Genomic DNA, 22,231 nt, shown 5'->3' on the forward strand with positions numbered 1-22,231 from the left:
AGGTCGGAGGCCCTTCTTTGTGGATCGGCGGGCTTGACCCAACTCCGGTCCATATCAGTTCGAACGCGGCCGTCCGGCTGTGTGCGTAGCCTCCTAGTGCTGTGACCGAATAGGTTCACCGGGTCGTTGTTGATCGAAGTTCTCGATGAAACGGTTGTGCTGGTGCGCCTCAGCGGTAATCAGCCAGGCCGTCCGCAAGTTCCCCTTCGTCTCCGTCGCGGATGGCGTAGAGGGCTTGTTGTAGAGCGAATGTGCTGCGGATCGCGGCAATGCGGTTGGTGAGTGCGTGCTTTGGCAAGCTGCCCAGGGCAAGCACCCGTTCCAGGAACTCGACACCGTAGCTGGCGCCAATGGCTGCAAGATCCTCGGCCGGGTCGCTGAGTGCGACATCATCCCAGTCGAGTACTCCGGCAAGGTGAGGCAGGCCATGCGTCCACTCCCACAAGACGTTTTCGGCGCCGAGGTCCCCATGCACCACCGCTCGGGTGAGGTGGGGAAGGCTATTGAGTGCTGCGAGCTCTCGCTCGGCCCGTAGGCGCCCGCTGTCGGACATGAGCCGGAACAGCTCTGCGCGCACGCTCTCCGCGAAGCGTCTCCACCGGTCTGCCGGCACTTGGGGCAGCACTGCTCGTGCCGTCTCGTCGATGCCGGCACGGGCCAGACCACCCAGCAGCGTTGCGTACTGCGCCGCCACGGTGTCGGCCACCCGAAGATCGTTGAGTGCGTCGGCTCGGAGCGGTTCCCCGGGGATGCGGGTGAGCACCAGGAACGGCACCTCGTCGGCGCCGTGGGCTCCGCCCTGGAACAGCGGTTCGGGTGTGCGGAAGCCGAGGCCGAGCCCGGCGAGCACGCGTAGTGCGGCAACGCGCTCGGGCAGCCGGGCGGCCGCCGCCTGGGTGCGAGGCAGGCACACAACGCGGTCTGCACCAATGACCACATTGTGGAATTGCCCCTGTCGAACCGTGAGGTCGTCTGGGTTGTCGTCAGGCAGCAGTCGGCTCAGCAGAGCGCCATGCGTCTTGCGGATGTTCACCAGTGTGACCTCTGGATCCTTCGATGGGGCGGAGGCGAAGTGGACGAATGTGCCGTCAGGCCGCGTCGGTGAGTGGGCGTCCGCCCCAGCGGATGCCTTTCTCGCTGCGGATGCGGGCGCGTTCCCGGCGTTGGGCGGCCAGGACGTCGGGGTGGCGGGCGTTGGCGTTGCGCCAGCGCAGGTAGCGATGCAGGGCCCGGGTCTGGACCGTGTGGTTCGGATGGTTCGAGTTCGCCAGAGTGAACTGCCGCAGCGGTCCAAAGTGCGCCTCGATCGGGTTGGCCCAGGAGGTGTTGGTCGGGGTGAAGCACAGGTGGACGTTGTTGTTCTTCGCCCAGCGGAGGATCTTCTTGCCGTTGTGGGCGGAGAGGTTGTCCAGGATCACGTAGACGGGGGCGCCGTCGGGGCGGGCGGCGCGGATCGGCTTGAGTGCGGCGAGGGTGTTCGCGGTGCCTTTGCGGCGGCGGTTGACGCCCCACAGGGTGTCGTCGCCGATCGAGTAGCAGCCGTGGAAGTACGTGACGCCGTGTGTGCGCGTGTAAGTCGCCGGCAGCCGGTCCGGCTTGCCTTGCTCGGCCCAGCAGCTGCCCGCGGTGGGGCGGATGCCGAGCGGGCCGAACTCGTCGAAGGCGAACGTGCGGTCCGGGAAGCGTTCCAAGACGTGCTCGATCCGGTCGGGCTTGGCGTCGTAGTCGGGGTCGGTGGACTCCTTCCATGTCTTGGTGCACCGGAAGGTGATGCCTCGTCGGGCGAGCAGGCAGCGCAGGGCCTCGCGGCCGATGCGGATCACCCGGCCGTGGACCCGGCGCAGGTAGGCGAGCAGCTTGCGGATGGACCAGCGGGTGAAGGGCTGCCCGAGTTTGGTGGGTCGGGTGGTGGCCGTCTTGATGGCGAAGTCCTCGTCGTCAGGACTGAGTAGGCGGGGACGGCCTCCCGCCCATCGAGGGTCCAGGCAGGCCGGGCCGATCTCGTTGAACCGATGGATCACGTCCCGCACGGTGTCCTCGTCCGCCTGTACGAGCCGGGCGATGACCGGAACACGGTTGCCGCCGGCCGAGGCCGGCAACATCACCGCCCGCCGGTACCGCACCGTGTTGGTGCTGCCCCGTCGCACGATCCTTTGTACCTGCTGGCCTTCGTGAGCAGTGAGCCTGCGGACCATGACCGGCTCTGCCATTGCACCCCTTCCGAGCTGAACGTCTCACGACATCCAAGCGGCCGAGGGCCGGCCAGCGCCAACCCGGTGGACCTATGGGGTCAGAGCAACTAGGCAGCCACGAAGGCAGCCAGGAAAGCATCCTTCTCGCGCGTTTGCGCATGTCCGAGCGGTACGGGGACAGAACCCGGCGTACAGCCCTCGGCTTCGGCTCTGCCATGGAAAGGGCCTGGGCCTCGCGACCCGTGTCGGAGGCCGTTCTCGGGCTTTCGCCGGCTTGCCGCTCCGGGCGACGAAAGGTCCCTCGGAAGGCCCGCGGGCAGCGCCGAGGGTCTCTGAAAAGCTTCTGGGAGAACGAAAATTCCCTGGCAGAACGAGGCTCACCCTAGGGTGCACCTGACGATCAATGCCTGTGGGGGAGGGGCGAAGACATGCGTGACGGGATTCGGTGGCTGGTGGATCTGGAGCACTGGATGTCCAGCGTGGTATTTGCACGCGGGATGTCCGCGCAGGAACTGGCGGTGCGTATGGGGGGCGAACGGGGCGGTGCGACGCGGCCCATCACCGACGCCGAAGCGTGGGAACTCGGCCAGTGGTACCGGCCGGGCGAGGACGGCGATGGTGTCGCGCGGGTCGGAGAGCACGGAGGCTGGTCGTTCGCCCTGGAGTACGGGGACTCGACCGGCGGGGACCGTCTGGCGGAGATCTCCCGAGAAGGTGCCGAAGCCGTCCACTACGTGCCGATGCAAGAGCACCCACCGGCCACGGTCTCCTACGCCCGAGACGGCGTGGAACTCTGTGGGTTCGGGCTGGGCGAGGAAGTCCGGCGCTGGGGGCGGGAGCCCGACCTGCTGCTTGCCGACCTCGTGGGCGGGTACGTGCTGCAACCCGACGGGCAGACTCTCGTCGCCCCCGGAGGAGAGCACTACACCGTTGCCTACCAGCGCACCCTCGGCGTCATCGAGCAGCGCTTCGGCCTCTCGCTCCCGCCGGCCTGCCTCAAGGAAGCCCCCCTGCCGGCGTATGCCGTGCGTGGCACCCCGGACATGCGCATCTGACCACTCGGGCGGCCATCGACTCACTTGCCTGCACGCCGGCTCGGGCAGCCCATCACGCGCGCTGGTCGTAGTGGCCGGCCGGCCACTGCTGACATGACGCCGAAGTGATGCCTCCGAGGACGCCACGATCCACCACGGTCGTCCATGCCGAGCAGGGTGGGACTGGTGGGGCGACCCGCAACGATGGGGCGATTCGGCGGGCCGTGACTTTCCACCGTGCGCGTCAGTGGAGGTTGTAGGTGACCACGGCACGGGCCGGGATGCGGAGGGAGTCGAAGACCTCGGGAGAGCGCTCGACCATGACCTTGACGCCGGATCCGGTGGCGCTTGTGGAGCCGTAGACCCAGGCGGGGCCACGCAGCGGAGAGCCGCACAAACCGTCGGGGAGCTCGATCTCGTCGTCGGCGTCCGCTTTGGTGCCGTACTTCTCGTCGAACAGGGGCTCGTCTTCCGGAAGGATGCCGGCACGGTGAAGGTAGTCCGGTATCTGGACACTCACGAAGGTGACCTCGGCGCGTCCGTTCCGGGTGTAGTAGTGGACGTCGGACGCGCCGTCGGGTATCGGTGCACCGCCCGCCGAGATCACTTGCGGCAGTTTCGTGTCGCTGCCCTCGCAGGCTCGGGCGTCCCCGAAGGGGTGGAACAGTTGGTCCCGGAACAACCAGACGAAGCCTCCCGTTCCGACGGCGAGAACGGCCACCACAACGGCAAGGCAGGAAAGCCGCCGCCCCGGCCCGAAGGTTCCTGTTCTGCCGTCTCGGTCGCTGACGTCCGCAGCCTCGTGTGACACGGCTCTGTCTCCGGCCTTCTGCGCGTCAGACATGAACTTCTCCCTCGGATGTGTTCGCACGTGACCAGCGCAGCCTAAGGGCTGCCTCGCAATCCCTGGCGGGCGCGCGACGACAGCTACGGCACCTCGCGGCGTTGTCGGAACATCCGCATACATCCCGTATGCGCATGTCCCTCCGCCGCATTCGCCGGGCCGATGTCCGGACCAAGCCTTCGGCGTTCGCGCAGTGGGCCCCGTACGCGGTGGCGGTCGTCGAGGGGCGACCGGCCTCCGTCAGCCGATCTGCAGCCGGTGCGGCGGGGCCAGCGCCGGTCGGAGCTGGTAGAGCAGTACCGGTGACGCGGCGGAGTCCTCGTCCGGGGGAAAGAACTTGGCAAGCTCGTGCCGCCCGCTGATCCGTAACTTCCGGTAGGAGTGGGTGAGATGGGACTCGACGTTGCGCAGGCTCACCTTCAGGGACCGGGCGATGTCGCGATTGCTGATCCCGCGCGCGGCCAGTTCGGAGACCTGCCGTTCGGTGGGGGTGAGCAGCGATTCCGTGGAGTCCTTGCGCGGGTCGGGCCGGCCGCCCGCGTACCGCAGCTCTCGTTGTACCGCCCCCACCAGGCCGTCGGCGCCGAGCGAGATGCCCACCTCGTTGGCGCGGTGGAGCAGTTCGCGGGTGCGCTGGGTCTTGCCGGTCTGCCGGTGGACGCGCCCCGCCGCGTGCAGTGCGTGGGCGAAGAGCAGAGGGGTCGGCGCCGGTTCGAGGATCTCCAGGGCCTGGTCCACGAGGCGGCGCGCCTCGCGTCCGGAGCTCGCGGAGGCCTGTGCGACCAGGGCCCGGCCCAGGGCGAAAGGGGCGCCCCAGCGGCGGGCGAGCTCGGTTTCCTCCCGGGCGGCGCGGCGGGCGGCGGCCATGTCGCGCAGGGCGAGCTGGAGGGCGGACCGGGTGGAGCGCCAGGGCAGGATCGCCGGGTTGACGACGCCGCGGCGGGCCAGTTCCTCCTCGCAGTGGGAGATGAGGGCGAGGCCGCGCCGGGCCTGACCGAGCCGGGCCAGAGCGCGTCCGGCGCTGTGCAGGAGGTACAGCCGCCACCAGGCGACGGGTTGTTCCCCTGGTGGCAGCGGGGTCTCGTCGAGCAGGGCGCCGGCCGCGGCGACGTCGTCCTGTTCCAGGGCCACGTCGATGAGGACACTGCGGGCGAGCGCCCCCACGTGGTACTTGTCGGCGCCGATCCGGGTGAGGGAGTCGAGCGACTGGCGGGCGTCGCCCTCGGCGTCCGCGAGCTGGCCGCGGTGCAGCTGGACCAGGCCGCGTACGGCCAGGGACTCGGCGATCCGGGTCACGGAGCCCTCGGCGCGGGCGAGTTGCACTTTGGTGTCCATGTGCCGCAGCGCCTCGTCGGCATCGCCCGACCACAGCAGCGCGAGCAGCGCGTGATACCAGGTGGGGGAGGAGTACGGGGCACGGGGCCCGGTCAGGAAGCGGTGGGCGATCCGCCGTACCGCCTGCGCCGAATCGCCGGTGGCGGTGCGCAGCAGCAGGACCTGTTCCAGCCGGTCCTCGCCCTCGACGCCGTCGTCCGGGTCCCCGGGCCGGTAGCTGCCCTCGTGGAGCCGGACGTGGATGAGGCAGGTGCGCAGCCGGGCGGCGGTGGACGGGTCCGGGATGTCGATCTCCGCGCGGGCGGTCTCCAGGACCTGGCGGGCGCAGGCGGGTCTGTCGAGCCGCAGAAGGACGTCGGCCAGCCGCAGGGCTTCCTGGAGCCGTTCGTCGGGCCCCAGGTCGCCGGTGGCGTGCTCGGTGAGCGCCCGGGCGGAGGCGGGCAGGTCGAGATCGGTGAGCGCCTGGATCAGCAGTCCCTCGGCGCGGGAGGCGAGTTCGTCCGGCACGCCGTGCAGCACGGCCTTCTCGATCAGCCGTCGTGCCTCCGCGGGGTCACGGCCGACCACGTCCTGCGCGACATCGAGGAGGAGCCGGCTCATCCACGGCTCGTCCAGTCGGTGGGAGTGCAGCAGATGGGCGGCGATCTCCTCGCGGGGGGCATTGTGCCGCCACATGAAACGGGCGGCGAGCCGGTGGAGTTCGGCGCGTTCCGCGCACGGGATGTCCCGGTAGAGCAGTCCGGCGAGGAGGGGGTGACGGAACTTCATGTCGCGGGGGCAGAGCAGCCCGGACTCGGTGAGACGCGAGAGGCTCCGACAGGCCTCCTCCGTCGGCACGTCGCACAGTTCGGCCAGGATGGAGGGGTCCAGGGGCGGGTCCAGGAGGGTGGCCGCCCTGGCAACCTCCAGGCCGTGCGGGGCGAGACGCCGGAGCATGCACATGATGCGCTCCTTGACCGCCTCCAGACGCATCTTCGCGTCGGGCGGGCCCGCCGCGGTCCGGTCGGCGGGGATGTCGGGGGACTGCCCGGTCCCGCCGGGGAGCGGGCAGTCGTGGCCCGTCGGCACGGCCCGTATCTGCTCGGTCAGCAGATACGGGTTGCCGCCCGTGTCGGTGACCAGCGCGTTCACGGACGCGTGGCTGTGGCCGCACAGTGCGGTGGCCAGATCGAAGGCGGCGCTCGGACTGAGGTCGTGCAGGTGGATGTGGTGGTCGGGCCGGATGCCCCCCATGAACTCGACAAGGAGATGCTGGTCGCTCGCCGTCTCCCCGCAGCGTTTGGTGGCGAGCAGCAGGACGGGAAGGTTGTCGAGACGGCGGCTGAGGAAGCCCAGCCAGAGCAGGGACTGACGGTCGGTGTGCTGGACGGAGTCGACCGTCAGGAGGATCGGGGTGCGCCGTGCTGCCCTGCCCACGCCCGCGCAGAGTTCCGCGAGCAGCGGGTAGGCGGGCGTGGCCGCCCCGCCGTCGGCCGCGCCGCTCGCCGCGAAGGCGCGTTCCCAGCCCTGTGCCGTCTCGGGCAGCGTGGCGAGGAGCTGGTGCACGACTCCCAGGGCGAAGTGCTGTTCGGTGAGGGACGCCGTGGCGGACAGCACCATCATGTCCCGCTCACGGGCGGCTTCCTCGGCCCAGCGCAGAAGTGAGGTCTTGCCCGTCCCGATGATGCCGTCTATCAGCGCACCCGAGCCCGCGCCCGCTTTCGCGGATTCCAGCATCTCGGTGATGATCTTCGATTCTTCGGTTCTGCCGAACAGTTCCTGGGGCACCGCCCTACATCTCCTGCCTCAACAGTGAATGATCCGGACGAAACAGCCGGCTTGGCGAACCAGGCGCTCTCGTTCGTTCGCCGACCGGTGTGGTCGCGCTCTTCATCGCAATGGTGCGGCAGGACAGCCGGTGTCTCGGTGCAGGCGAAACCAGTGCCCTCAAGGCGGCTTTCGGCCAGGAGGAAAGTCGACTCCGCCCTGACGGAAAGGGGTTTCCCGGACGGTATGACGGAGGCTCGGAGCCTCTCTTCACCCCCCGCTCTCCGGTGAAAGGTGCTCACATCCGACGAGCCGGGACGTTAGCACGGCCGACTGTCGAATTTGTACAGCGGCTTGTGCGCGGAGGATTCGAAGCGTGTTTCTTCGGCCATTGCTTCGGTCCGACCGTATTGATGTACCCGGGGACCGCATGGGTACGGTCTGCACGGTATTGAGGTGGTGGCCGGTGAACCACGTTGTGAGTGTTGCCCCGGCGCCCGGCACATTCACCCAACTTAATGGCGGAAATCTGATGGAAGGATCGGTGTCCGCGTGACTGCGACCAGTGAGGAGCTTCGCCCGTTATGGGGCATCCGCCCCGCCCTGCCGCGGTCGGACCCCGGCCCGCCCGACGGCGGTCGTGTCGAGCGGTTCGTGCTGTCCCTGAGCGGCGTCCTGCCGTTGGTGTACGAGCAGACCTGGCAGGCGGTCCTGGACGGCACACCCCTGTGCCGCACCGCGTTCCACCGGTCTCCGGGCGGCGGACTCGTCCGCACCGTCCGGCCGGACGCCCGCTTCCGCATGCAGGCCGTGGACTGGCGGGCCACGCGCCCGGAGGTGCAGGACTGCCGTCTCGCCGAGCGGCTGAACCGGGAGGCGGCCACCGGACTGCCCCTCGACCGGGCGCCGTTGATGTGCGCCACGCTCATCCGGCGCGACGACCGGACCTGGACCTTCGCCTGGCGGTACGCCCGCGAGCTGATGGGCCGGCGCGCGGGGCTCCGCGTGCTGGAGGAGGTCGCCGACGCGTACGGGGCACTGCTCCGCGGCGGCGTCCCGCGGCGCGCCGGTGGCCGACGCGGTGCGGACGGCCTTCTCGCGGGGCGGGTGAGCCGATGAGCGGCGACAACTCGGTGCGGCTGTTCTGTCTCCCGTTCGAGGGTGTCTCGGCGGGTGTGTACCTGCCCTGGGCCGAGGCCATCGGTCCCTCGGTGGTCGTCACGCCCGTGGAACTGCCCGGACGGGGCCGCCATCCGCGTACCAGCCCGTGCGGCAGTCTGGAACCCCTGCTGGCCGAGATCATGCCGTACGTGGCCCGCATGTGCGACAGGCCGTTCGCGCTGTACGGGCACGGCTTCGGCGCCCTCCTCGCGTACGAGATAGCGGCGCGGTTCGAGTGGGAGCACGACGCGGTGGCCGAGCGGCTCTACGTGTCGGGCTCCGGTGTGCCGCACCGGCGGGCACCGGAGCGGTCGGTCGGTCATCTGCCGGAAGCGGCGATGGTCCGCAGGCTCCGCGACCGGGGCCGGATGCCCCCGGTCGCCCGGGACCCGCTCCGTGCGGCCCGGGCGCTGCCCGCGCTCCGCGCGGACGTCTCCGTCATGGAGGCCTACCGGCGCGACCCGCGCCATGTCGTGCACTGCCCGGTCACCGCGATGGGCGGACTGCGGGACCGGAGCGTCCCGGGGGCGGAGCTGGCCGGCTGGCGCCGGTGCACCCGGCGCGCCCTGCGCGTGGAGACGTTCCCCGGCGACCACTACTTTCCGCTCACCGCCCGGGGGGAAGTGCTGGCCACCTTCGCACGCGACCTGGTCCGCCCGCCGGCCGCCCGACGCGTGCTGTCGTCGACGCTCGGCCACTGACCGGCCGCCGGTTGCGGAATCGGCAACAAGAGTTGTCCGGGAACCACGGCGTCCACATGCTGGTCGCCGGAGGTGACCGTATGACACCCATCTATCGTGCCGAGGGCCTCGACGGCGAGGCCCCCGGTGCCGAGCCGGAGCACGAGGAAGAACCGCACGCCGGCTTCCTGGCGGACGCGGCGCACTGGTTGCGGGGTTTGCTCGGGCCGGAGGACCGGGTCACGGAGTCGGTCCGCCGGATCCTCGACGTCGGCAGCGGGTCCGGAGAGGCTTCCTGCGCACTGGCCCGCGCCTTCCCGGGGGCGAGCGTCATCGCCGTGGACCGGTCCGCCACGTTCCTCGCCCAGGCCGAGGTCCGCGCGGCGGAGCGAGGGCTGACCGGACGGATCGCGACCCGACGGGCCGAGCGGCCGGACCAGTTCGGCCGACTGGGACCGGCCGAACTGGTCTGGACCGGCAACGTCTGCCGTCACCTGGGCGATCAGCAGGCGGTGCTGCGGAGCCTGGCGTCCGCGGTGCGACCCGGCGGAGTGGTCGCCGTCGCCGAACGCGGGCTGCCGCCGCGTTTCCTGCCCCGTGACATCGGCATGGGCCGCCCCGGCCTCCAGGCCCGCCTGGACGCGGCCCTCGAAGCCCGGTTCGCCGACGAGCGGTCCCAACTGCCGGGCGCGACCTCCGTGGTCGAGGACTGGTCGTACCTGTTGGCGTCCGCCGGACTCGTCCCCACCGGTTCCCGCACCTTCCTGATCGACCTCCCGGCCCCGCTGGAGCTGTCCACGCGCCGGTATCTGCACACCCGGCTGCACGGCATGCTCGCCGAGCTCGGCGACCGGCTCGACCTCGTCGACCGGCTGACCGTGGAGCAACTCCTGGACGGGGACGCCTGTACGGGCATTCTGTGGCGGCCCGACGCCTTCTACCTCACCGCGGTCACCGTGCACACCGCCCGCCTGTGCCGGACCCGGGCCTGACCGCTCCCGCGACACGCGGACGGACGGACGCGACGGCGACGCGATCCCGGTCGGACCCCGGTTCGGCCGGGATCGGCCTGTTCGCCGGGCCCGCCGGTTCTTCGCGGTCCTCCCGTTCTTCGGGGCCTTCCTGCCCACCGGGGTCCGCCCGTTCTTCGGCACCGCGAGGGCGGTGCTGCCGACCCGCCCCGAGTCGGTTCGCGCCCCCGCCGACCCGCCCGGCCCACAGGGACCGTAGAGCGACCACGAGCGCAGATTCTTCGGTCAGCCCTACGGTCCCACCGTATTGAGGCCCTCGCCCCCGCACTTCTACGTTCCTTCCCAGAGCCGCCGCCCGGCGAAATCGGGAAGCCGGGCGGGCGTGCGCAGGAGTGACGGAGGACACGTGAAGTTTCAGATCCTGGGCCCGCTGCACGTCGAGACGGGCGGAGTCCCGGTCGTCCCCACGGCGGCGAAGGCGCGGCAGATCCTGGCGCTCCTCGCGCTCTCGCCGGGGCGGCTCGTCCCGGTGACCACCCTGCGGGAGGAGCTGTGGGGCTCCGCGCCACCGCGCAGCGCGCGCGCCACCCTCCAGACCTACATCCTGCGCCTGCGCCGAATCCTGGCCGCCGCCCTCGGAGGTCCGGACGGCCCGGCCCGCGCCAGGCGGCTGCTGGCCACCGGCCACGGGGGATACCTGCTCCGGATCGCCGAGGAGGACGTGGACGCCTTCGCGTTCGAACGGGCGGCCGAGGCCGGACACGCGGCCTTCGCGGACGGCGACGACGAGCCGGCATCCCAACGGCTGAGCCGGGCACTGGCGTTGTGGCGGGGACCGGCGTTCGTGGACATACGGACGGGGCCGGTGCTGCGGATTCACGCGGCCGGTCTGGAGGAAAGCAGGCTGCTCGTGACCGAGCGCCTCGTCGATGCCGGGCTGCGCCTCGGACGGCACCGTGAACTCCTGTCCGACCTCATTCAACTGACGGAACGTCATCCCGCCAACGAGCGGCTGTACGCCCAGGCCATGATGGCTTTCTATCGCTCCGGTCGGCAGTCCGCGGCGCTCGACCTGTACCGCAGGCTGCGCCGACGGCTGATCGAGGAACTGGGGCTGGAGCCCGCTCCGCAACTCCAGCGACTGCACCAGGCGATGCTCTCGGTCGACCCCCGGCTGGACACACCCGCCCAGGGCGGCAGACCCACGCCGACCTTCGACCTGTACGCGGCCTGAACACGCCGCACCGGCGGGCGCCGAGCACCGGGCGCCGACGGATACCGAGCGTCAACCGGCACCGAGCACCAACCGGCACCAACCGGCACCGAGCAGCACGGACACCAGGACCACCCGCGCCTTTGCCCAGGGCGGCCGAGCGAGAAGGTGACACAGTGACGAAACAGAGCCCCAACCTCTACGAATGGATGGGCGGCGCCGAGGCGCTGGAACGGCTCACGGAGGAGTTCTACCGGCGCGTGCGCAAGGACGAACTCCTCGCCCCGCTCTTCCAGTACATGGACGACGACCACCCGCAGCACGTGGCGACCTTCCTCGGCGAGGTCCTCGGCGGCCCCGAGCGCTACACCGAACACCACGGCGGTTACCCGCACATGGTGTCCCGGCACCGGGGCCGGGCCATCAAGCCGGAGCAGCGGGCGCGATGGGTGGAACTGATGCTGGAGGCCATGGACGTCGTGGGGCTTCCGGCGGACGCGGAGTTCCGTTCGGCGTTCGTCGGCTACATCGAGTTCGGCTCCCGCCGTGCGATGGCCAACTCCCAGCGGGGGGCCGCGCCGTCGAGCCGTACCACCATCAAGAAGTGGGGCTGGGGCGAGGCCCTGCCCGGGGATGACTGACCCGGTGACCGGCTCGGCGACCGGCCTGATGACCGGGCCGATGACCCGGCCCCGGCCGGCCCCGTCGGCGCGTCCCGGTATCGGCAACAAATATTGCCCGTCCGCCACGCACGGTTCCAGCATGGGGACCAGTAGTGATCACCGTGATCAAGCGGACCGTCGAGGCGGCCGTGCCGCGCCGACGGCCGCCGGAGGATTCCGGCGGTGCCGGCCTCCCCAGGTCCGGCCGACCGGCGCGCACCCGCCCTGATCCGCACGCCCGAACCATCCGACACAAGGAGTTCGCCCATGCGTTCATCCACTCCCGGGCCGGTGCACGGCCGCGCCGTGCAGACGGGTCCCGAGCGCCTTCCATCCCGTTCCGCCGAGCGGTCGGCGGTCCAGCGGGCGGGAGGCGGCAGCCGATGAGTGTCCGGACCGAAACGCACGAGGCGGCCTCCCCCAAGGCCTCCAACAGACTGCCGCTCGCGGTCTACCTGCTCGCGTTCAGCCTGTTCGCCATGGGCAGCGCCGAGTTCCTGCTCGCCGGAGTCCTGCCGGACATCGCCGACGACCTGCACATCTCGCTCTCCTCCGCCGGTGCGCTGATCTCGGCGTTCGCCATCGGCGTGGTGATCGGCGGACCGCCCCTCGCGGTCCTGACCCTGCGCTGGCCGCGGCGGACCACACTGGTGATCTCGCAGGCCGTGTTCGCCGTCTGCGTGGCGATCGGCCTGGTGAGCGACAACTTCACCGTGCTGCTCATCACCCGCTTCCTGTGCGGCCTCGCCTACGCCGGATTCTGGGCGGTCGCCGCGGTCACGGCGATCGGACTCGTCACCCCCGACCGCACCGCACGGGCCTCCGGCGTGGTCGTCAGCGGACTCAGCATCGCCATGGTGGCCGGTGGCCCGGCCGGTGCGCTGCTCTCCCACTTCACCGGCTGGGAGGGCGGTTTCTGGGCGGTGGTCGGGCTCACCGTCCTCGGCGCGGTCGCGACGGCGATCGCGATCCCCTCGGCCCCGGCGGCCAAGGAACAGAGCGTGCGGCGCGAACTGCGCACGATGCGCCAGCCGCAGCTGTGGGTGGTGTACATCGCCACCCTGCTGAGCACCGCCGCGTACATGATCTCGTACAACTACCTCGCGGCGTTCCTCAGGGACGTCACCCACGTCGACTCCGTGTGGGTGCCCCCGATCCTCGTGCTCTTCGGCATCGGCGCCTTCGTCGGTCTGTCCATCGGCGGACGGATCGCCGACGGGCGCCCCCACCACGCGCTCCTCATCGGCGCCGGCGGCATCCTCGTCACGTCGGTCCTGCTCACGCTCCTCGCCGACTACGCCGTCGCCGTCGTCGCCCTGGTCCTGCTCATGGGTGTCGCCGGATTCGTGCTCAACCCGGCCATCTACGGACGGGTGTTCACCGTGGCGTCGAACGCGCCGACACTCGCCGGAGCCACCGCCGTCTCCATGTTCCAGCTCGGCATCAGCCTCGTTCCCGTCATCGCGGGCGTCGCCCTCGGTGCCGGAGCCGGACTGACGTCCATCCCCTGGCTGGGCGCCGGGCTCGCCGTACTGACCATCCCGGTCGTCCTGATCGACCGGACGATGACCCGCAACCGGGCGTCGAACCCGCAGACCGGCGAGGACTGACACGCCCCTGCGGCCCCGATCCGCGCGACACCGTCCGGCGTCCCTTTCCCGTCTGCCGCAGCACACACATCGCGGGGAGCCGCGGAGAGAGTTCCGACCAGCTCTCTCCGCCGGCTCCCCAGAGGGAGGTTCACATGGACAACAAACTCGGTTACGAACTCGGAAATTGGGTGGTGTCGCAGATCCAGGGTCCGGACCGTCCGTCGCGGACGACCTTCGAACTGCTGGACATGGAATGGGATCTGCTTCCCGAGGTGTTCCCGCCCTGGACGGACCCCGGTCCCGGACTCTTCGCCTCCTGGGTGCCGTACGAGAAGGGCATCCGCTTCCTGGAGATGGGCTGCGGCGCGGGCATCGCCGCGGTGCTCGCCGCCCAGCACGGCAGCGAACACGTGGTGGCCCTGGACATCAACCCGGCGGCGGCGGAGAACACCCGCCGCAACGCCGCCCGGCACGGGGTGTCCGACCGCGTCACGGCGCTGACCAGCGATCTGTTCGACGGCCTGGAGCCCGCCGAGCCGTTCGACCTCGTCTTCTGGAACACCCCGTTCATCGAGGCGCCCGCCAACCGCGCCTGCACAGGCCAGATCGAGCGCGCGGTCTTCGACCCCGGGTACGAGATGGTGCGCAGGTTCTTCCGCGACGCGGTGGCCCACATCGCGCCGAACGGACGGATCTTCCTCGGCACGAGCGAGGCCATGGGCAACAGGGAGAAGCTGCTGAGGGCGGCCGCCGACGCGGGCTTCGAGGGCCACCGCCACCGCAGCGAGTCCGTCGAGCTGCCCGCGGCGGACTTCCCCGGATCCCCGGTGGTCGCGGCCCACACGAACGAGCGCGGAATCGTCGACATGGACTTCACGATGTACGAGTTCGGGCTCCGTTGATCCCGTATTCCCGGCCGCCCGGGACAGCCCCGGAGGCACGAGAACCAGTTCAGCCGCATTCGATCCACGACTGGGCGACACGACCGCCCCGGAAGGTTGACATGTCATGAGCGCCAACGGGAACGCGCACGCCACCGGCTTCGACGTCGCCGTCGTCGGCAACGGAGTCCTCGGGCTCTCGCTCGCCTGGGTCCTGGCACAGCGAGGACAACGCGTCGCCGTGCTCGGCCAGCCGCACCGCCCCTGGGCGGGCTCGGCCGCGGCCGGAGCCATGCTCGGCTGTTTCGGCGAGGTCACCACCTCGCTGCTGTCCACCGAGCACGGCCGGGCCAAGCTGGAACTCGGCATCGAGGCCACCAAACTGTGGCCGCAGTGGCTGGCGGAGCTGGAGGCGGGAACCGAGGGCGCCTCCGTCAAGACCGCCGAGGGCACCACCGTCGTCCTCAACACCATCGGCACCGCCGAGATCGACGACGCCAACTACAACGCCATCCGCGCCGAACTCACCCGCTACGCCGAACCCTTCGAGGACGTCGAGCCCACCGACCTCGACTGGGTGGACGCGGAACCGATCTCCCGCCCGCTGAAGGCCTTTCACATACCCGGTGAGCACGCGGTCGACGCCACGGCCCTCCTGGAACGGCTGGAGCGGGCGGCCGTCCGGGCGGGCGCCACCCTCGTCCCCGAATTCGCCACCCGCGTCGTGCACGAGGGCGACCGGGTGACCGGAGTCGTCACGGCCTCCGGGCGCACGATCGGCGCCGACCACGTCACGCTGGCCGCCGGCGCGCGCAGCCAGGAACTCCTGGACAGCCTTCCCATCGGCCCCCGCGTACCCCGTCTCGTCAGCGGCTACGGCGTCTCCTCCCTGATCAGGACCGTGGACGGCACGACGCCCGACAGCGTCATCCGGACCCCGAACCGCTCCTTCGCCTGCGGTCTGCACGTCGTCCCGCGCGCCGACGGGCACGTCTACCTCGGCGCCACCAACGTCATCTCCGTGGAGCCGCGCGACACGGCCGAGATGCGCGACCTGGTCTTCCTCCTCCAGTGCGCCCACCGCCAGGTCCGCCGCAGCCTCTGGAACAGCGACGTCGCCAAGGTCCAGGTCGGCAACCGCCCCGTGTCCATGGACGGCTTCCCGCTGCTCGGACAGGGCGGCATGGACGGCCTGTGGATCATGACCGGCACCTACCGCGACGGCCTGCACCTCTCCCCGCTCCTGGCCCAGGACTTCGCCGCCCGGATCCTGGGCGAGCAGCCCCGGGCCGACCTCGACAGGTTCGCGCCCCTCCGGCAGCCCATCAAGGCGGGGACCCGCGAGCAGATCGTGGACCTCCTCATCGACCACCAGATGGGAATCGGCTACGAACAGGACTGGACGATCCCCGTCGAGTGGCACCACTGGATCGAGATGGACCTGCGGCCGGCCACGCTCGCCTGGGCCAACGAGCTGGACCCCGAGTACACCCCGCCGGCCGAACTGCTCTTCGCCTCCCGCTTCGACCCCGAACTCGTCAGCCTGCTGCACAAGTACTACGCGACCTGCCGCGAGTACCGCTGAGCGCCGGACCCGTACCGCGGCACCCCGACGTCTTCCCTCCGAACCACATGACCGCCGTGCGGGCAGGTGCGACGACGCCCGCCCGCACGGCACTTCCCGAAAGGACGAAACCATGGCAGTCGAGGCGATCGACCCTCCCGGCCTTCCCAAGCCCTACGGCTGGCGGCAGATGGCCGTCGGCACCGGCAGCCGGGTGGTGTTCCTCAGCGGCCAGACCCCGCGCACCGCCGACGGCGAACCGGTGGGCATGGGCGACCTCGCGGCACAGACCGAGCAGGTCTACCTCAACATCGCCACGGGCCTCGCCGCGGCCGGCGCCACCTTCGACGACGTCCTGCGCCTCACCGTCTACGTCGTGGACTGGTCGCTGGACAAGTGGGACGCCATCACCGCGGGCGCCGAACGCGCGGCGGCCAAACTGGGCGCCGACGTCATCCGGCCCACCACCCTGGTCGGGGTCGCCACGCTCGCCGAACCCGACTTCCTCATCGAGGTCGAGGCGACCGCCATCGCCGCCTGACCCCGCCCGCAGGACGCGTGAGGCCCCGCCGGACCGGCGGGGCCTCACGCGTCCTGCGGGCGGGGCGGCCGGTGTCGCCGCTCCTCGGCTCAGCGCCGTTCGGAGAGGAGTTCGTCGAGCACCTTGGCCACCGTCCCGGGCGAGGGCAGGCCGGGGTGGTGGCTGACGTTGCCCGTGGTCGGGTCGAAACCGTCGTGCCACTCCGGCTCGTTGACCAGCCCCCCGTCCTCGCGGATCCGGGCGACGTTCCGCCGGACCGCCGGTTTGGCCCACATCCTGGCGCCCATCACCGGGAAGTAGACGACGGGACAGTCCACCGACAGCGCGACCGTCATCAGACGGTTGGGCGCGGCGCCGCCCGCGGCGGAGGCGAGCGTGTGGGCCGTGGCCGGCAGGACCGCGAGGATGTCGTGGTCGGCGGCGAGCCGGGACGGCTTGTCGGTCGGCCAGTCCGCCGGGGATTCCCCGGACACCACCCGCTCGGCGAAGAGCGCGACGCTCTCGGGTGAAATGAATGAGGCCGCGGTGTGCGTGAGCAGAACGGTGAACGTACTGCCCGTGATCTGTCGGCGTATTTCCTCGACATATGACGGAAGCCGGGTCACCGCAATGGATCCGGTGGCACCGACGAGGATGCGTTTCCCGGTTGTCCCCGGGGAGTTCTCCATTCCCATGCGTCGATGATGTCGCCGCGCTCCCCTCGCCGGTCAATGGTCCCGAATGGGCTGCGCAGAGGAAGTCCATTGCGGGTCCAGCGGCAGTCGAGTGCCGGCCAAACCCTACGGTCGTCCCTGCGGTCGGACCGTATTGAGGCCGTTTGCAGCCCTGCTTAACCTCCGTTTCCGTATCGGAAATCGAATGCCCCCGAGGCATCTGACGAGGAGAGGCAGACTTCGATGGAGGATCTTTTCGCGAAGCTGCGCGGCGGTGCCGTTCACCCCCGCCTCGACGAGGCCCTGCTGCCGCACCTCAAGCCGCAGCCGGAACGTCGTCACGAGCCGTTCCCGCTCACCGACATTCAGCAGGCCTACGTGATCGGCCGCCACAAGGGCCTGGAACTCGGCGGCATCTCCAGCCAGTACTACCTGGAGTTCGACTGTCCCGGTCTCGACCCGGACCGGCTGACCGGGGCACTGCGGAAGGTCGTGGACCGGCACGACGCGCTGCGCACCGTGGTCGGACCGGACCGGACCCAACGCGTCCTCGCCGCGGACGAGGTGGCGCCGTACGTCATCCCCGTCACGGACCTGCGGGGCCGGAGCGCCGAGGACCGGACCGCCGGGACCGACAGGATCCGCGCCGGTCTGACCGACGGTCTGCTGCCCACGGACCGGGCACCGCTCTTCGACATCCGCGCCACGCTGCTCGACGACGACCTGGTCCGGCTCCACCTCGCCGTGGATCTGCTCTTCCTCGACATCCGCGGCCTCCACCTGCTCCTCGACGAGTGGCGCCGGTTCTACGACGAGCCCGGGTGGCGGCCCGAACCGCCGGAGCTGTCGTTCCGCGACTACGTGCTCGCGCAGGAGGAACTGCGCGACGGCGCCCTGGGCCAGGCGGCCGCCGCGTACTGGGCGGACCGCCTCGACACGCTGCCCCCCGCCCCCGAACTCCCCCTGGCCGCGGTGCCCGAGCAGCTCGGCGTCCCCCGGTTCGCCCGGCACCGGGCGATGCTCGCGCCGGAGCGCTGGCAGGCGCTGCGGACGGCGGCCGACCGGCACGGGCTCACCCCGTCGGGCGTGCTGCTCGCCGCCTACACGGAGGTGGTGCGGACCTGGTCGAGGCGGCAGGAGTTCACCCTGACCGTCACCCAGTTCCACCGCCTCGGACTGCACCCGCAACTCGACGAGATCGTGGGCGACTTCCTCGCGCCCGGCCTGCTCGCCGTCGGAGGCCGGCCCGAGGAGACCTTCGAGCAGCGGGCGCGGGACGTGCAGCAGCGGGCGCTGGAGGACCTCGCGCACTGCGCGTACGGCGGCATCCGGGTGCTGCGCGACCTGGCCCGCCGCAAGGACGACGGCCGGGTGTCGATGCCCGTGGTCTTCTCCAGCACCCTCGGCGCCGACGCACCGGGCGCGGGACGGCCGGAGCCGTTCGGGAAGCTGGTCCACGACCACAGCCGGACCCCCCAGGTATGGCTGGAGAACCAGATCCTGGAGCGGGACGGACGGCTCTCGGTGAACTGGAACGTGGTCGAGGGCCTGTTCCCGCAGGGCATGCCGGAGGCCATGTTCGAGGCGTACCTGACGCTGCTCGACCGGCTGGTGGACGACGCCTCGGTCTGGGACGCCACCCGGGGGATCGTTCCGCTGCCGACCGCCCAGGCAGAGGAGCGGGGACGGGCCAACGCCACCGCCGAGGACATCCCGCCCGCCCTGCTGCACGAGCTGGTCGCCGAGGCGGCGGCGCGCCGCCCCGACGCGATCGCGGTGATCACGCCCGGCGCGGAGACCACGTACCGCCGTCTCACCGAGGACGCGCACCGGATCGCGCACCGGCTGCTCAGCGGCCCCGGCGCCGCGCCGAACGAGATCGTCGCGGTGTCGATGCGGCCGGGCGCCGCGCAGTTCTCCGCGCTCCTCGGGGTGCTGCACACCGGCGCCGCGTACGTGGCCATCGACCCGGAACTGCCCGAGGAACGGCGCCTGAGCCTGCTGGCCCGATGCCGTGTGCGGTCGGTGGTGACCGAACCGGAGCTGCGCGAGACCCTGACCTGGCCGCGGGACGTGCTGGTGGTGACCCCCGAGGACGAGGCCACCCTGACGTGCTCCGCCGAGGCGCCCGAGCGCCGGCAGGGCCACGACGACCTCGCCTACGTCATCTTCACCTCGGGCTCCACCGGCGAGCCCAAGGGCGTGATGATCACCCACCGGAGCGCCGCGAACACCGTGCAGGACATCAACCGGCGCTTCTCGGTGGGCGAGGACGACCGGACGATGGCCCTCGCCCCGGCCGGTTTCGACCTGTCGGTGTACGACCTCTTCGGCGTCCTGGGCGCCGGTGGCACCGTCGTCGTGCCCGACCCGGCCCGAGGCAACGACATCACCCACTGGTCGCAGCTCATCGGCCGCTACGGCGTGACCATCTGGAACAGCGTCCCCGCGCCGATGCGGATGTGGATCGACTCGCTCGGCGCCGGGGGAGTCCCGCGCGGCTGCCGACTGCGCCTCGCGCTGCTGAGCGGCGACTGGATTCCGGTGGACCTGCCGAACCGCATCCGGGAGAAGCTCCCCGCGATGCGGGTGATCAGCCTCGGCGGCGCCACCGAGGGATCGATCTGGTCGATCCACCACCCGATCGAGACCGTGCGGCCCGAGTGGGCGAGCATCCCGTACGGCAAACCGCTGGCCAACCAGACCATGCACGTGTTCAACCAGTGGCTTGAGGAGTCCCCCGTCGGGGTCACCGGAGAGATCCACATCGGCGGCGTCGGCGTGGCACAGGGCTACCTGGGCGACCCCGTCCGCACCGCCGAACGCTTCCCGAGCCACCCCGTCACGGGGGAGCGCGTCTACCGCACCGGCGACCTCGGCCGGTACCTGCCCGGCGGCGACATCGAGATCCTGGGCCGCGAGGACTTCCAGGTGAAGATCAACGGCTACCGGGTCGAGCTGGGCGAGATCGAGGCGGCCCTGCTGCGTCAACCGGGGGTGCGCACCGCGCTCGTCACCGCACCGGCCCACGCCCGTACCGGGCAGCGGCAGATCGCCGCGTACGTGGTGCCCGAACCCGGGACGGACCCGGACCCGGCCGTGCTGCGCGAGGCGCTGACCGCCCTGCTGCCCGGCTACATGGTGCCCAGCCGCTTCCTGACCCTGGACACCCTTCCCCTGACGACGAACGGGAAGATCGATCACAAGGCGCTCCCGGCACCGTGGAACGACGACTCCGACACCGGGTCCGGGCGGGTGGCGCCACGCAGCGGCGTCGAGGAGCGGCTGTTCGCCCTCTGGTCCCAGCAGCTCGGTCACGGCGACTTCGGCGTGGAGGAGGGCTTCTTCGACATCGGCGGCGACTCCTTGCACGCCGTCGGCCTGCTCGGCCTGTTGCGCGCCGAGTTCGGCATCGACGCCGACATGGAGCAGGAGATGGTCGAGAGCCTCTTCATGAACGCGTCGATCGTCTCGTTCGCCGAACTCGTCGCCACCGCCGAGGAGGCCGCGGCGTGAACACCACCCCCGACCCCGTCACCTCGGTACGCGAGTGGAGTCACGTGATCGTCGGCGCGGGCTCCGCCGGAGCCGTCACCGCCGCCCGGCTCGCCTCCCGGGACTCCGGGAACGTCCTGCTCCTGGAGGCGGGCGGCGACCAGCCGAGCCCCCGGGACCGCACCCACCCCCTGGCCGACGCCGGACGGCTCGTCCTGGACGGCTACAACTGGGACTACCGGGCCAACCTCCGCACCAGCGGCCGTTGGGAGGAGATCCTCCGGGGACGGACCGGAGCACCGGACCCCACGAGGGCGGCCGGCGGCCGGCCGCCGGCCCGGGCCCTGTGGGAACGCTTCCCCTACCAGCTCGGCAAGGTGGTCGGCGGCGGCTCCGCCGTCAACGGGGCCATCGCCCTGCGCGGGCTGCCCCGCGACTTCGCCGCCTGGGAGGCGGCCGGCAACCCGGACTGGTCGTGGGAGCACGTGCTGCCGTTCTACAAGGACATCGAGAACGACGCCGACTTCCCCGGCCGGCTGCACGGCGACAGCGGACCGCTGCCCATCCACCGCACCCCGCGCGACCGGGTGCACCCGCTGGACGCGGCGTTCTGGGAGGAGTGCAACCGGCGGGGCGTCGCCGATCTGCCCGACCTCAACTCCGGCGACGAGGCCGGGGTCGGCCCGATCCCCGGCAACGTCGTGGACGGCGAACGCATCGACGCCTCCACCGCCTTCCTCGCCGACGCCCGCGGCCTGCCCCACCTCCATCTGCGCACCGGCGTCCGGGTCACCCGGGTGCTGTTCGAGAAGAACCGGGCCGTCGGCGTGGAGGCCGAACTGGACGGCGCGCTCACCACGATCCGGGCGCGGCAGGTGGTGCTCGGCGCCGGGGCCGTCGGCACCCCCGTCATCCTCCAGCGCTCGGGCGTCGGCGCCGCCGGGCTGCTCCGGGCCCTGGGCATCACCCCGGTGGCGGACCTGCCCGGGGTCGGCCGCGACCTGGTGGACCACCCCTCGGTCGTCATCTGGTCCAGGCCCGCCGACGGGGTGTGCACCGCGGGCCTGCCCTGGCGTCAGGTCGCGGCGAGGATGAGCAGCGGCTTCGACGACGACGTGGACGTCCAGCTGGGACTGCTCAACAACGTGGAGAGCCACACCATCCCCGGTTTCGTCGACCGCCTCGGCTGGCCCCTGGTCGTCGGCATCTCGGTGATGCTGATGCGCCCGCGCTCACGGGGCCGGGTCTTCCTCGACAGCGCCGACCCGCACGCCGCGCCCGTCATCGAACTGGGCCTGGGCACCGACCCCGAGGATGTCGAGCGACTGTGCCACGGTGTGCGCCGGGCCTGGGGCTTCCTGCGTTCCCCCGGCCTGGCGGGCCGGCTGACCAGAACGCAGTTCTGGAGCGATCGGATGATCGCCAACGACGGTGTGGTGCGCAGCGGCGTCCGCCACATCATGAACCCCGGCTGGCACGCGTCCGGATCGTGCCGGATGGGGCCGGGGACCGATCCGTGGACGGTCGCCGACCAGGAGGGCCGGGTGCACGGCACCGAGAACCTGCGGATCGTCGACGCCTCGCTCTTCCCGGCCGTCCCCAGCGCGCCCACCAATCTGACCACGCTGATGCTGGCCGAGAAGCTGGCCCGGAGTGTGAAGGAGTGA

17 protein-coding genes are annotated in these 22,231 nt (G+C 71.1%); 12 read left to right on the forward strand and 5 right to left on the reverse strand.

Features of this window, described 5'->3' with window-relative positions:
* Positions 1 to 169 precede the first annotated feature (169 nt).
* Positions 170 to 1,033, reverse strand: a complete 864-nt coding sequence (gene vph / locus ACF1CT_RS09665) for a viomycin phosphotransferase (protein ID WP_391783245.1) — start codon at positions 1,031 to 1,033, stop codon at positions 170 to 172.
* A 55-nt stretch (positions 1,034 to 1,088) separates the two neighbouring features.
* Complete coding sequence (locus ACF1CT_RS09670; RefSeq protein WP_391783246.1) at positions 1,089 to 2,210, reverse strand: IS630 family transposase; 1,122 nt, start codon at positions 2,208 to 2,210, stop codon at positions 1,089 to 1,091.
* Positions 2,211 to 2,620: 410 nt separating this feature from the next.
* Between ACF1CT_RS09670 and ACF1CT_RS09675 the strand changes: the two genes are divergently transcribed.
* Positions 2,621 to 3,247: a DUF6461 domain-containing protein gene (locus ACF1CT_RS09675; RefSeq protein ID WP_391783247.1), complete on the forward strand. Its 627-nt coding sequence runs from the start codon at positions 2,621 to 2,623 to the stop codon at positions 3,245 to 3,247.
* Between the two features lie 223 nt (positions 3,248 to 3,470).
* Here the strand turns inward: ACF1CT_RS09675 and ACF1CT_RS09680 are convergent, their stop codons facing one another.
* Both ACF1CT_RS09680 and ACF1CT_RS09685 read right to left on the reverse strand, forming a co-directional pair.
* Entirely contained in the window at positions 3,471 to 4,070 is a 600-nt protein-coding gene (locus tag ACF1CT_RS09680; protein ID WP_391783248.1) for a hypothetical protein, read from the reverse strand.
* A 240-nt stretch (positions 4,071 to 4,310) separates the two neighbouring features.
* Positions 4,311 to 7,172, reverse strand: coding sequence for a BREX system ATP-binding domain-containing protein (locus ACF1CT_RS09685; protein WP_391783249.1), 2,862 nt, complete (start codon positions 7,170 to 7,172; stop codon positions 4,311 to 4,313).
* Positions 7,173 to 7,703: 531 nt separating this feature from the next.
* On the opposite strand from ACF1CT_RS09685, the gene ACF1CT_RS09690 reads away from it, so the two are divergent.
* The 9 genes from ACF1CT_RS09690 (at position 7,704) to ACF1CT_RS09730 (ending at position 16,416) form a co-directional block, all read left to right on the forward strand.
* Entirely contained in the window at positions 7,704 to 8,270 is a 567-nt protein-coding gene (locus ACF1CT_RS09690; RefSeq protein ID WP_391783250.1) for a hypothetical protein, read from the forward strand.
* A complete protein-coding gene (locus ACF1CT_RS09695) occupies positions 8,267 to 9,013 on the forward strand; it encodes a thioesterase II family protein (protein WP_391783251.1) in 747 nt (248 codons plus the stop codon). Before ACF1CT_RS09690 ends, ACF1CT_RS09695 begins: the two co-directional genes overlap by 4 nt.
* A gap of 80 nt (positions 9,014 to 9,093) precedes the next feature.
* Entirely contained in the window at positions 9,094 to 9,984 is an 891-nt protein-coding gene (locus tag ACF1CT_RS09700; RefSeq protein ID WP_391783252.1) for a class I SAM-dependent methyltransferase, read from the forward strand.
* Between the two features lie 385 nt (positions 9,985 to 10,369).
* Positions 10,370 to 11,197 (forward strand): BTAD domain-containing putative transcriptional regulator, encoded by an 828-nt coding sequence (locus ACF1CT_RS09705; protein WP_391783253.1) that lies wholly within the window; start codon positions 10,370 to 10,372, stop codon positions 11,195 to 11,197.
* A 155-nt stretch (positions 11,198 to 11,352) separates the two neighbouring features.
* On the forward strand, positions 11,353 to 11,817 hold the full coding sequence (locus ACF1CT_RS09710) for a group II truncated hemoglobin (protein ID WP_391783254.1): 465 nt from the start codon (positions 11,353 to 11,355) through the stop codon (positions 11,815 to 11,817).
* Between the two features lie 404 nt (positions 11,818 to 12,221).
* The gene (locus ACF1CT_RS09715) at positions 12,222 to 13,448 is read left to right on the forward strand and encodes a Cmx/CmrA family chloramphenicol efflux MFS transporter (protein WP_391783255.1); all 1,227 of its coding nucleotides are present in this window, start codon (positions 12,222 to 12,224) and stop codon (positions 13,446 to 13,448) included.
* 134 nt (positions 13,449 to 13,582) lie between these two features.
* Positions 13,583 to 14,332, forward strand: a complete 750-nt coding sequence (locus ACF1CT_RS09720) for a methyltransferase (RefSeq protein WP_391783256.1) — start codon at positions 13,583 to 13,585, stop codon at positions 14,330 to 14,332.
* A gap of 106 nt (positions 14,333 to 14,438) precedes the next feature.
* Complete coding sequence (locus tag ACF1CT_RS09725) at positions 14,439 to 15,896, forward strand: NAD(P)/FAD-dependent oxidoreductase (RefSeq protein WP_391783257.1); 1,458 nt, start codon at positions 14,439 to 14,441, stop codon at positions 15,894 to 15,896.
* A gap of 112 nt (positions 15,897 to 16,008) precedes the next feature.
* Complete coding sequence (locus ACF1CT_RS09730; protein WP_391783258.1) at positions 16,009 to 16,416, forward strand: RidA family protein; 408 nt, start codon at positions 16,009 to 16,011, stop codon at positions 16,414 to 16,416.
* 89 nt (positions 16,417 to 16,505) lie between these two features.
* Here ACF1CT_RS09730 and ACF1CT_RS09735 read toward each other — a convergent pair whose 3' ends face one another.
* Positions 16,506 to 17,090, reverse strand: a complete 585-nt coding sequence (locus ACF1CT_RS09735) for a flavoprotein (protein ID WP_391783259.1) — start codon at positions 17,088 to 17,090, stop codon at positions 16,506 to 16,508.
* 222 nt (positions 17,091 to 17,312) lie between these two features.
* Here ACF1CT_RS09735 and ACF1CT_RS09740 point away from each other — a divergent pair, with 222 nt between their 5' ends.
* Both ACF1CT_RS09740 and ACF1CT_RS09745 read left to right on the forward strand, forming a co-directional pair.
* Positions 17,313 to 20,585 (forward strand): amino acid adenylation domain-containing protein, encoded by a 3,273-nt coding sequence (locus ACF1CT_RS09740; RefSeq protein ID WP_391783260.1) that lies wholly within the window; start codon positions 17,313 to 17,315, stop codon positions 20,583 to 20,585.
* Positions 20,582 to 22,231 (forward strand): GMC family oxidoreductase, encoded by a 1,650-nt coding sequence (locus ACF1CT_RS09745; protein WP_391783261.1) that lies wholly within the window; start codon positions 20,582 to 20,584, stop codon positions 22,229 to 22,231. Before ACF1CT_RS09740 ends, ACF1CT_RS09745 begins: the two co-directional genes overlap by 4 nt.

Source organism: Streptomyces sp. NPDC014734 (genome assembly GCF_043083325.1).
GTDB lineage: Bacteria > Actinomycetota > Actinomycetes > Streptomycetales > Streptomycetaceae > Streptomyces.

Excerpts from the sequence above, each read along its gene's own strand:
- ACF1CT_RS09670 (WP_391783246.1), bottom strand. The coding sequence starts at position 2,210 with ATGGCAGAGCCGGTCATGGTCCGCAGGCTCACTGCTCACGAAGGCCAG.
- ACF1CT_RS09675 (WP_391783247.1), top strand. The coding sequence starts at position 2,621 with ATGCGTGACGGGATTCGGTGGCTGGTGGATCTGGAGCACTGGATGTCC.
- ACF1CT_RS09680 (WP_391783248.1), bottom strand. The coding sequence starts at position 4,070 with ATGTCTGACGCGCAGAAGGCCGGAGACAGAGCCGTGTCACACGAGGCT.
- ACF1CT_RS09695 (WP_391783251.1), top strand. The coding sequence starts at position 8,267 with ATGAGCGGCGACAACTCGGTGCGGCTGTTCTGTCTCCCGTTCGAGGGT.
- ACF1CT_RS09700 (WP_391783252.1), top strand. The coding sequence starts at position 9,094 with ATGACACCCATCTATCGTGCCGAGGGCCTCGACGGCGAGGCCCCCGGT.
- ACF1CT_RS09715 (WP_391783255.1), top strand. The coding sequence starts at position 12,222 with ATGAGTGTCCGGACCGAAACGCACGAGGCGGCCTCCCCCAAGGCCTCC.
- ACF1CT_RS09720 (WP_391783256.1), top strand. The coding sequence starts at position 13,583 with ATGGACAACAAACTCGGTTACGAACTCGGAAATTGGGTGGTGTCGCAG.
- ACF1CT_RS09725 (WP_391783257.1), top strand. The coding sequence starts at position 14,439 with ATGAGCGCCAACGGGAACGCGCACGCCACCGGCTTCGACGTCGCCGTC.
- ACF1CT_RS09730 (WP_391783258.1), top strand. The coding sequence starts at position 16,009 with ATGGCAGTCGAGGCGATCGACCCTCCCGGCCTTCCCAAGCCCTACGGC.
- ACF1CT_RS09735 (WP_391783259.1), bottom strand. The coding sequence starts at position 17,090 with ATGGGAATGGAGAACTCCCCGGGGACAACCGGGAAACGCATCCTCGTC.
- ACF1CT_RS09740 (WP_391783260.1), top strand. The coding sequence starts at position 17,313 with ATGGAGGATCTTTTCGCGAAGCTGCGCGGCGGTGCCGTTCACCCCCGC.